Here is an 8,435-nt window from a genome sequence, read left to right on the forward strand (position 1 = left end):
CTGGATGTCCGGCACGCCCCGCAGGGCCGTGGAAGCCGGGCACCAGGGATAGGGAAGACCGGCTACCCAATCCATGACCTCGTCTGTGTGCGAGGCCGGCAGGGTCTGCATGCTCGCGATGGTGATTGAAAGGCTTTCCGCCAGATATGAGGGCGGCGAAAAACACCAATCGTAGCGGCCGCACCCGACCCGCACGGCGCGACTGTCCTTTTCCGTCATGGCAACCAGCCAGTCACAGCAAAACACTTGCGCGTCGGCCTCCGGCGGCGAGCCCAGGCAGAAGGTGTAGACATTTTCGTAGGACTGGCCAAAACGGCGCACCAGCACCTCGCCAATGGCGTCCCGCCCCCGGGACACCGGCGGAAAAGAAATCGCACCGGTGTGGACGGTGACCTGCAGCAGGGCATCGTCCGTAAAGGCTTGCGCCAGCAGGTGAGGCCGGTTGCCATCCTTGGCATGAAGGTAGGCGGCGATGGATGCGGAAGGAGTTTTCATGCGATTCGAAGCCTGTGCTTATTGCGGCATGTAGTACGGCACGAAAATATCATTGGCTTCATTGCCCACCGATCGTATCCACTCGCGCGAGAACTTCTCGCCCATGCGCTTGATCTCAGTGTCCAGCTCGGGGGGAATGCGTTCTATCTTCACGCCGTTGGCGCGCAATTCCTCGGTCGCGCTGGTCGCCAGCGCCTGGCTGGCCTGCCAGCCGCGGACTTCCGCCTCGCCCGCCGCTTTGAGCACGGCAGCGCGCGCCTCGGGCTTCAGTGCATCAAAGACCTTGCTGTTCACAAACACCGCATTTTTGGGGAACCACGCATTGATCTCGTAGTAATACTTGATCGGGCCCCACACCTTGTTCTCCACACCAGTCAGCGCCGACGTGATCATGTTGTCCATCCGGCCTTCGGCCAATGCCTTGCCTACATCGACCATGGCCACATCCACCGGCTTGGCGCCCAGCATTTCAGCGATACGCATGGTGGTCTGGTTGTAGGTGCGCATCTGGGTACCGCGAAAGTCCGTCGGGCCCCGCACCGGCTTGTTCGAATGCAGGCCTTGCGGCGGCCAAGGCACGGCGTAGAGGAGCTTCATGCCATGCTCGGTGAAATGCTTTTCAAGGCCGGGGCGCTGCAGCTTCCAGAGGCGCTGCGCGTCCTTGTACGAGGCCACGACGAAGGGAATGGAGTCCGCGCCAGCCAGCGGAATTTCCTTGACCATGCTCGCCATGATGGTCTCGCCCGCTTCGGCCTTTCCCTGCTGCACGGCCGCGCTGATGTCCGCCAGCTTGGCCAGGGTGTTGTTGGGGTACACCTGTATGACCAGCTGTCCACGCGTGGCCAGATCCACATCGCGCCCAAATTGCAGGAGGTTCTGCGTATGGAAGGACTCTGCCCGGTAGCCCGTGGCCAGCTTCCAGGTTGTCTGGGCGTGCGCTGCCCCCGCCGTGACGAGCACGGCTATTAAAACTGCTTTCATGGGAACTCCTTGGGAGTTGAGAATTAGCCCGGCGGCGGGTGCATGGAACTCACCCTTTCAGGTCTGTCACAAACATCTTGCCCGGCGCATGGGTGATGCACATCGACAGTCGGCTCTTCTGGGCAACCCATTGCGGCGTGACGCCGCAACCCCAGAACACCGGGATTTCATCATCCTTGATGTCGACCGCATCGCCGTAATCCGGTCGCGACAGGTCGGTGATGCCGATCGCCTCCGGATTGCCGATGTGAACGGGCGCACCATGYGCAACGTCAAAMCGGCCAGAAATCTCCACCACCTTTGCCACATCGCGGCTCTTGATGGGCCGCATGGTGACGACCATTTCGCCGCTGAACACACCAGCGGGCTGGCACTGGAGACTGGTACGGAACATCGAGACATTGCGGCCCTGCTCGACATGCCTCAACGGAATGCCGGCCTGGGTGACCGCGGCCTCGAAAGAAAAGCTGCAGCCGATCAGGAAGGCTACATAGTCGTCCTTCCAGATCGAACGGATCTCGCCCCGCTCTTCGACAAACTCGCCGTCGCGGTAAACGCGGTAGCCCGGAATGTCGGTCGTGATGTCCGCCCCCGGTGCGCACAAAGGCTCCGTGGCGCCCGGCTTCAGAACCTCCACCAGCGGGCAGGGCTTGGGGTTGCGCTGGCAAAACAACAGGAAGTCAAAGGCCTGTGCCTGCGGCACGATCATGAGGTTGGCCTGGATATGGCCGTTCGCGTGTCCCGCGGTGGGCAGGGCAAACTCGCCGCAGCGGCTGGCCATCCGGAGGTCTGCAGGACGATCAAAAATCTTGTTCATGGCTGGGTAAAGCTTGATTGGAAAAAAATAGGGTGGTACAGCGGCTTTTCCGTCAAAGGCCCAGGTAGGCCTTTTTGATCCGGTCATCGTTGAGGAGCTCATGCCCCTTGCCCTGCATCACGATACGGCCGGTCTGGATGACATAGCCGTAATGCGCGATTCCCAGGGCCTTTTGCAGGTTCTGTTCCACCAGCAATATCGACACACCGGTGGCATTGACCTGCTGGATAACCTCCAGCACCTTGGTCACAAACTTGGGCGCGATGCCCCACGACGGCTCATCCAGCATCAGCAGCTTGGGGCGTGCCATCAGCCCACGGGCGATGGCCAGCATCTGCTGCTCACCGCCGCTCATGGTGCCGGCCAGTTGTGTGGCGCGTTCCTTGAGGATTGGGAACAGTTGCAGCATCTCTTCAATGCCCTGCGCCACCTCGTGCTTGTCCATGCGTGTGAAAGCACCGAGCTCCAGGTTGCGAAGCACTGTCAGCCGGGGAAACAGGCGCCGGCCTTCCGGCACCAGCGACAGGCCCAGCGGAACGCGTTTGTGCGCCGGCATGCGGTGAACCGGCTCACCGTTGAAGGTAATACTGCCCGCTGCGGCGGCATTGAGGCCTGCCACGGCGCGCAAGGTGGTGGACTTGCCGTTTCCGTTGCCGCCCACCAGCGCCACGATCTTGCCGGGTTCGACCTGGAGGCTGACGTCGGAGATGGCCAGTACGTCGTCGTAGCAGACCTTGAGATTTTTGATTTCAAGCATGGTGCTGCCCTTCGATCCGCGCCACGTGGCGGGGAATGCAATAAGCGTGAGGGAAAGTCACTTTCAGTCTCCCAGGTAAGCAGTGATCACGGCGGCATCATTCGACACCTCCTGCGGCGTGCCTTCGGCGATCTTCACGCCGCGGTCCAGCACGACGATCTTGTCGGCGATCGGCATGATGCCTTCCAGCACATGTTCGACGATCAGGCACGCAATGCCCTTGTCCCGGATCTTGAGAACGACGTCCACCGCTTCGCGAACTTCCGACGGATTGAGCCCCGCCATCACTTCATCCATCAGCAGGATGCGCGGCTGTATGGCCAGCGCACGCGCCACGGCCAGGCGCCGCTGCTCGCTGATGGTCATGCTGGCGGCAGGCCGGTCGGCAAAGCGTTCAAGCCCGGCAAAAGCCAGCCAGTCCATGGCAGCCCGACGTGCCTTCGCAACGTTGTGCTGCAGCAGCATGGCCGCGGTCATCACGTTCTCGCAGGCCGTCATGCTGGTGAAGGTGCGCGCAATCTGAAAAGTCCGCGCCACACCGGCGCGGGCGCATGTTTCGGGCGGCAGGCCTGCGATGTCGCGGCCGCCCAGCATGATGCTACCGGCCGTGGGGGCAAAATACCCCGCCACGCAATTAAACATCGTGGTCTTTCCGGCTCCGTTGGGGCCGATCAGGCCCACCACCTGCCCGGTGTCCACGCTGAAGGAAACATCCTGGTTGGCGACCAGCCCGCCGAAACGCTTGCTGACCTGTTTGACTTCCAGCAACTTCATACGGCCTCCTCGCCGGCGTTCTGCACGGCGGCGGTGGGCACCGCCATCTGCCGCGATGCATCGGCGCGTGCCTCGCGGCGCTCCCGGAAGCTGCGCAGCCAGCCAATGAGGCCCGTGGGATAAAAGACTGCGATCACGATGATGAGGCTCGCATAAATAATGACATCGGTGCCACGGCCTGTGCCGCCGAAAGCGATGCGGGTGAACTCTTCGATGCTGGTCAGCACCACCGCGCCTACGACCGGCCCAAACAGGGTACCCACGCCCCCCAGGATGGACACCAGCGCCATCTTGATGGAGAGCGCCGTCGAGAGCACCGAATTCGGATCGATGTAAAGCTCTTTCTGCGCATACAGGCTTCCACCAACTGCCGTGAGGAAAGCGCTGACCGACAGCGCGACCTGCTTGTAGCGGGCGATGTTCACGCCAATGCTGCGGGCCGCGTCGGGTTCATCTTTGATGGCCCTGAAGTAGTAGCCGAGGTAGCTGCGCTCTATCCACCAGTTCGCGCCCAAGGTGATGATCAGCAGCCCCAGTGCCAACCAGTAGTACGGCAATTTGGTGGCGAAGTTCAGCCAGAGCCAGCCTTGTTTGTCCATCGGCACGTAAAGCCCGACCGCCGCACCGCCGTAATCCCATTCGGTGAAGAAGATCTGCACCAGCTCGGCCACGGCGATGGTGGCCATCGCAAAGTAGTGGCCCTTGAGCCGGAAGCAGGACCAGCCAAAACCCAGGCTGAGCAAGGCTGCCACCAAACCGCCGGCTAGCACGCCTATCCAGGGATTGATACCGAACTTGACCAGCAGCAGTGTCGAGACATAGGCGCCCAGTCCGTAGAAAGCCGCATGGCCGAGGGACACCTGTCCCGCATAGCCGCCCACGATGTTCCAGGCTACACCCACCTGGGCCGCCATGAGGATAAGGATTGCCATGTTCAGGTGCGAGGCATCCGTGACAGCGGGAACAGCCAGGGCAAGCGCCAGCGCTGCGATGGCAAAAATGAGTTGCTTCATGATCATGCCTTGCCCATCAAGCCCTGCGGGCGGAACATCAGCACGCCGAGGAACAACACCAGCACGATGGCCGTCTTGTACTGCGGCCCAAGCAGCAGGCCGCCCATGACCTCGATCACGCCGACCAGGATGCCGGCCCAGAAAGCGCCAGAGACGCTGCCGAAACCGCCCAGGTTGACCACCACAAAAGCCAGCAGGATGAAACTCGCGCCAACGTCCGGAAAAATCGGGAAGAAGGTTGACAACAGCACCCCGGCTGCGCCGGCGCAGGCCGCGCCTATGCCCCAGGCCAGCGAGAACATCTTGTGCGAATCAATGCCCATGAGGCGGGCCGCTTCCTTGTCGGAGGCGGTGGCTTCCAGCGCCGCACCGAGCCGGGTTTTGTTCAGGAAGAAGTAAATCAGGCCGGTGACCACGACGGCCCCTACACCGGCGACCAGCTGCGGCTTGCCCAGTTGCACGCCCAGCAGCTTGACCGTTCCGCTGACCGCCGAATTCTCGATGGAGCGGAAATCCGGTTTCCAGAGGAACTGGGCCACACCGCGCAACAGGATCATGATGCCGAAAGTCGTGAAGATCTGCGACAGCATGGGCGCGTTGATGATGCGCACGATCACCAGTTTGTACAGCAGCACGCCGAAGCCGAACAGCATGATCACTGTCAGCGGCAAGGTAAGCATGGGGTCCAGCGCATACAGGGAAAACAGCCAGAAGGCCGAGTACATGCCCAGCATGAGGAATTCCCCGTGCGCAAAGTTCACGATGTCCATGACGCCGAAAATCATGGTCAGGCCGATAGCCACCAGCGCGTAAATCAGCCCAATCAGCACGCCGGAGGCCAGCGTCTGAAGCAATATTTCCGTAGTCATGGTTGTCTCTTGGCTTTTTAGGTCAAAACTCGCGGCTTATTTGCGCTGGTCCCACTTGGGCATGGGCCAGGTCACTTCACGCGAGGCCATGTCGAACGGCCAGACCGTGTTGTATTTGCCGCCGATGATCTGCACCAGGATGCCCTGGCCCAGGGTGTTCTGGCCGGTCGCATCGAACTTCACACCCTTCCACGGCATGATCAGCTTGCTGCCGGGCATGTCGGTGGCGGCCAATGCCTTGCGGATAGCTTCGGGCTCGGTGGAGCCAGCACGGTTGATAGCGTCCGCCATCACCATCAGGCCGGTGAAAGTGCGCGAGGAATTGCCGGTGAAGTTGATCTTGTAGCGGCTGTTGAACAGGTCGTTGACCTGCTTGATCAGAGGATTGCGGTTGGCCAGGTCCAGCGCCCAGACTTCACGCGTGATGATGTAGTCGGCGTCCTTGCCGAGTGTCCTGATGAAATCGGTATCGGTGAAGCCCGCGTTGTTCGCCAGGATCATGTCCGGCGAAAAGCCGAGTTCCTTGTAGGTCTTGATCGACAGGATGGCATCGGCCGTGTAGGACGACTGCAGCACCAGGTTGGGGTTCGCCGCCTTGAGCGTCTGCACTTCCGAAGTCAGCTGCGTGGTTTTGGCCGGGTACATCACCTGCTTGACCAGGTTCTGCTTGAACTCGGGCGCGAGTTTGGTCTGCAGCTTGGTGGTTTCCGTGCCCCACAAGCCGTTTTCGTTGAGGCTGGCGACCACGCCCGCCTTGATGCCCTTTTTGGCTTCGAGTTCTTTCAGGAAATCAAAGGCGTTGTGCACAAACAGGTCGTCGTGCGGCGTGGTGCGAAAGAACCACTTGAAGTTGCGCTGCGTGAGCGATGCCGACGACGATTCAGGGTTCAGGAAAGGGATACCGGCGCGCTCGGCGATCTGGCTGGCCGTGGCGGTGACGGCGCTGTTATACGCACCCACGAGTGCCACGACTTTTTCCTGTGTGATCAGGCGCTCGGCTTCCGTAGCGCCAGTCTGCGGGTTGGCCTGGTGGTCGGCAAACACCAGCTTGATTTTTGCGCCCTTGAGGTTGGGCAAGCCTTTGCCGGCAGACAGCGGCAGCTCGGAAACACCGGGCGCACCGTTATTGATGATGTCGGCGGCGAGTTCCAGCGCGCTGCGCAGCTCGGCACCCACGGAGGCGGCCGGCCCGGTGAGCGGATAAAGCACACCGATTTTTATCTCTTGCTGTGCATGCACGCCAAAGGCCATGCCGGTTGATAGCAACACTGCGGCCACTTTGGCCCACCAAGATTTCTTCATGACGCACTCCTCGTAAAAACATGACGGTTGGATGACATGTGACGAAGTGTGCGATTAGCAAATGACGAAATCAAACAAGTACTTTTTTGCTTACGTCATCGATTTTTTCGATGATTGGTATTTACCCTGATGCACCTTTTTTGCCTGTTTTTGCAACCCTGGCCGCCGGCTTGCGACCCGTTTTGGTGCCGGCTCCCGTGCTCTCCGCGGCAAACTGCACGGCCGACCTGACCACCGTCTCAACCACCGATGAAGTCGGGTCGGTGCGGTAGCTCGCGTGGATCGGCAACGACTTCACACGGGTGTCGCAGGTGAGCAATTTCAGGCTGGCGAACCCCGTCAGGCGCTGGACCGCGATGCGCGGCAGCAGGGCCACGCCAAAGCCGCCCTGCACCAGCTGGACCATCGCGGAAATGGATGAAATGGCATGCACCTTTTTGGGTTCCATGCGGTGCTGCTTGAAGAGGTCGACCAGCGTGACGTGCGGCTGCGAGCCTTTCTGGAACGTCAGCAATTCCATTTCCGCAAGTTCATCCAGCCGGTAATTTCTTTTTTTATGCAGCGCCGGATTTCCCACAAACGCCATGTCCATGGGCGGCAAGGCCTGGTTGCGTACCCCGTCCGCCGACGCGGGCAATGCGGCAAACACCAGGTCCAGAGTGCCGCGTTGCACCTGGTCCATCAGGATGGGGGTGGTTTCCACCGTCAGCTCCAGCTCCAGGCCCGGATGGTCTACCCGGAGTTTTTCAAGCCAGGGAATCAGCCAGGAGTGCAGCACCGATTCGATGGCACCTATGCGCATCGATACCGCCATGGCCGCACCGGAACCCATCTCGTGTTTGACCTCGCGCTGCAGCTCCAGCAGCTTTTGCGCATAGACCAGGAAACGCGCGCCCGCGACGGTGAGCTTGAACTGCTTGTCGCGCCGGTCCAGCAGCAGGATGCCCAGCTCTTCTTCCAGTGTGGCGATCCGGCTGGACATGGCAGACTGCGTCAGGTAGAGCTTCTCCGCGGCGCGCGAGATACTTTTGAGCGAGGCAACCCAATAGAAAGCTTCAACAAAACGCAGGTTCATGGCGGGGCCTCAAGGTCGCAAAACAGGTAGGCGCCGGCTTTTCGGGGTATGCCCGGTGAACTGGCGCGGGATTTGCGTCTATCCTATTACTACTTACTAATTCCTTGTCCTGGAGCTTTTCATGAAATTCAAAGTCACTCTGGTGGCCGCCGCTCTCGCCTTCGGCGCCAACGCTTTCGCCCAGACCAAGTGGGATCTGCCCGCGGCCTACCCAGCCAGCAACTTCCACACAGAAACGCTGACGCAGTTCGCGGCAGACGTCGACAAGGCCAGCGGCGGCAAACTCAAGATCACGGTGCACGCCAACGCCTCGCTCTTCAAGGCCAACGAAATCAAGCGTGCGGTGCAAGGC

9 protein-coding genes and 1 pseudogene are annotated in these 8,435 nt (G+C 60.7%); 1 reads left to right on the forward strand and 9 read right to left on the reverse strand.

The features are described from left to right. The 9 genes from AC1D1X_RS09745 to AC1D1X_RS09785 all read right to left on the reverse strand — a co-directional run. Positions 1-495 (reverse strand): nuclear transport factor 2 family protein (locus tag AC1D1X_RS09745; protein ID WP_477698202.1); only part of this gene is annotated, 495 nt, incomplete at its 3' end. Between the two features lie 18 nt (positions 496-513). Then, on the reverse strand, positions 514-1,476 hold the full coding sequence (locus AC1D1X_RS09750) for a TRAP transporter substrate-binding protein (RefSeq protein WP_477667961.1): 963 nt from the start codon (positions 1,474-1,476) through the stop codon (positions 514-516). Positions 1,477-1,525: 49 nt separating this feature from the next. Continuing rightward, positions 1,526-2,293: a putative hydro-lyase gene (locus AC1D1X_RS09755; protein WP_477667962.1), complete on the reverse strand. Its 768-nt coding sequence runs from the start codon at positions 2,291-2,293 to the stop codon at positions 1,526-1,528. A 52-nt stretch (positions 2,294-2,345) separates the two neighbouring features. Next, positions 2,346-3,050, reverse strand: coding sequence for an ABC transporter ATP-binding protein (locus AC1D1X_RS09760; protein ID WP_477667963.1), 705 nt, complete (start codon positions 3,048-3,050; stop codon positions 2,346-2,348). Between the two features lie 63 nt (positions 3,051-3,113). Continuing rightward, complete coding sequence (locus AC1D1X_RS09765) at positions 3,114-3,824, reverse strand: ABC transporter ATP-binding protein (RefSeq protein WP_477667964.1); 711 nt, start codon at positions 3,822-3,824, stop codon at positions 3,114-3,116. Further along, entirely contained in the window at positions 3,821-4,837 is a 1,017-nt protein-coding gene (locus AC1D1X_RS09770; protein ID WP_477667965.1) for a branched-chain amino acid ABC transporter permease, read from the reverse strand. The genes AC1D1X_RS09765 and AC1D1X_RS09770 overlap by 4 nt, the downstream gene beginning before the upstream one ends. A 2-nt stretch (positions 4,838-4,839) precedes the next feature. Further along, positions 4,840-5,706 (reverse strand): branched-chain amino acid ABC transporter permease, encoded by an 867-nt coding sequence (locus AC1D1X_RS09775; protein ID WP_457280040.1) that lies wholly within the window; start codon positions 5,704-5,706, stop codon positions 4,840-4,842. Between the two features lie 36 nt (positions 5,707-5,742). Continuing rightward, complete coding sequence (locus AC1D1X_RS09780; protein ID WP_457280039.1) at positions 5,743-7,008, reverse strand: ABC transporter substrate-binding protein; 1,266 nt, start codon at positions 7,006-7,008, stop codon at positions 5,743-5,745. A 121-nt stretch (positions 7,009-7,129) separates the two neighbouring features. After that, on the reverse strand, positions 7,130-8,083 hold the full coding sequence (locus tag AC1D1X_RS09785) for a LysR family transcriptional regulator (RefSeq protein WP_477667966.1): 954 nt from the start codon (positions 8,081-8,083) through the stop codon (positions 7,130-7,132). Between the two features lie 121 nt (positions 8,084-8,204). Between AC1D1X_RS09785 and AC1D1X_RS09790 the strand changes: the two are divergent. Further along, a pseudogene (locus tag AC1D1X_RS09790) lies at positions 8,205-8,435 on the forward strand (C4-dicarboxylate ABC transporter substrate-binding protein); the annotation flags it as partial.

Source organism: Polaromonas sp. P1_G4 (genome assembly GCF_056405475.1).

Excerpts from the sequence above, each read along its gene's own strand:
- AC1D1X_RS09750 (WP_477667961.1), bottom strand. The coding sequence starts at position 1,476 with ATGAAAGCAGTTTTAATAGCCGTGCTCGTCACGGCGGGGGCAGCGCAC.
- AC1D1X_RS09760 (WP_477667963.1), bottom strand. The coding sequence starts at position 3,050 with ATGCTTGAAATCAAAAATCTCAAGGTCTGCTACGACGACGTACTGGCC.
- AC1D1X_RS09765 (WP_477667964.1), bottom strand. The coding sequence starts at position 3,824 with ATGAAGTTGCTGGAAGTCAAACAGGTCAGCAAGCGTTTCGGCGGGCTG.
- AC1D1X_RS09770 (WP_477667965.1), bottom strand. The coding sequence starts at position 4,837 with ATGAAGCAACTCATTTTTGCCATCGCAGCGCTGGCGCTTGCCCTGGCT.
- AC1D1X_RS09775 (WP_457280040.1), bottom strand. The coding sequence starts at position 5,706 with ATGACTACGGAAATATTGCTTCAGACGCTGGCCTCCGGCGTGCTGATT.
- AC1D1X_RS09780 (WP_457280039.1), bottom strand. The coding sequence starts at position 7,008 with ATGAAGAAATCTTGGTGGGCCAAAGTGGCCGCAGTGTTGCTATCAACC.
- AC1D1X_RS09785 (WP_477667966.1), bottom strand. The coding sequence starts at position 8,083 with ATGAACCTGCGTTTTGTTGAAGCTTTCTATTGGGTTGCCTCGCTCAAA.